Here is a 1,034-nt window from a genome sequence, read left to right on the forward strand (position 1 = left end):
CAGATCGGGCACGCCGAGGCCGCGCACGGCGCCGTTGCGGATCCCCATCGCGACGGCCAGCAGGGCGATGACCGCGTACTGCACCGATCCGGTCACGCCCCACGCGAAGACGACGGCCGCGGCCGCACCGTGCAGCGCGACCTCCAGCAGCAGGGCCGTACGCAGCCAGCGGTCGCGGCGCGGGGCGGCGCTCCGGGCGACGAGCCGCCCAGCCAGTCCCGCGCCGAGCAGGAAGGCGGCGAGGGAGGTCACCGAGCCCGTGACGGAGAACCCGGGCGCCCCGGCCAGGGCGAAGGCGATGACGACGACGTTGCCGGTCATGTTCGCCGTGAAGACGTGCCCGAGGCCGAGGTAGCTCACGGCGTCGATCAGGCCGCTGACGGCGGTCAGCGCGAACAGGGCCAGCGCCAGCGGATGGCGGTCGTGGACCTGTGTCCCGGGAAGCGGCGGCTCCGGCCGTCCGGCGGCGCCCGGGTCGATTGCGGGTGTGGTCACCACGCCTCCTCTCGAAAGTGGCGGATCGTCAGAAGAAGCACGGGTCCAGTGGCGCCGGGCCCTGGCCCGGAGGGACGAGGCCGCGGGCTTCGCGCCAGGCCAGCTGCTCACCGGAGGCCACGGCGGCCTCCGTGACGCGCTCGGCCTGGTGGACACCGGCCGGGCCGGGGGCGGGGGTGGCGTGGTAGCCGCCGAACCGCGCGACCGGGCTCCACGCCGGTGTCACCGACGGCAGGTCTGGGGCCAGCCCCTGGTGCTCCTGGGCGCCGTGGACGATGCGGCCCCCGACCACGGTGAGGACGGACTCGATGTGCGGGATGTCCGCCTCGGGCACGGTGAAGTAGTCGGCGCTGAGCACCGCGAGGTCCGCGTAACTCCCGACCGTGAGCCGTCCCTTGACCGCTTCCTCGCCGGTGAGGCGGGCGCCGCCCAGGGTGTAGAGCTCCAGGGCCTGCTCGCGGTCGAGCCGGTTGTGGTCGGCCGCCAGGCGTCGCCCGCCGACCGCGCGGCCGGAGACCAGCCAGTGCAGGGCGACCCAC

The 1,034-nt window shown here is 75.1% G+C and carries 2 protein-coding genes; both read right to left on the reverse strand.

What is annotated here, in order from left to right:
- The coding region (locus tag AA75_RS31540) for a YoaK family protein (protein ID WP_233289282.1) at positions 1-495 on the reverse strand (495 nt) is incomplete at its 3' end.
- Between the two features lie 28 nt (positions 496-523).
- The coding region (locus AA75_RS31545) for an amidohydrolase family protein (RefSeq protein ID WP_033823747.1) at positions 524-1,034 on the reverse strand (511 nt) is incomplete at its 5' end.

The organism is Kitasatospora sp. MBT63, from assembly GCF_000710465.2.
In the GTDB taxonomy this organism is placed as follows: Bacteria; Actinomycetota; Actinomycetes; order Streptomycetales; family Streptomycetaceae; genus Kitasatospora.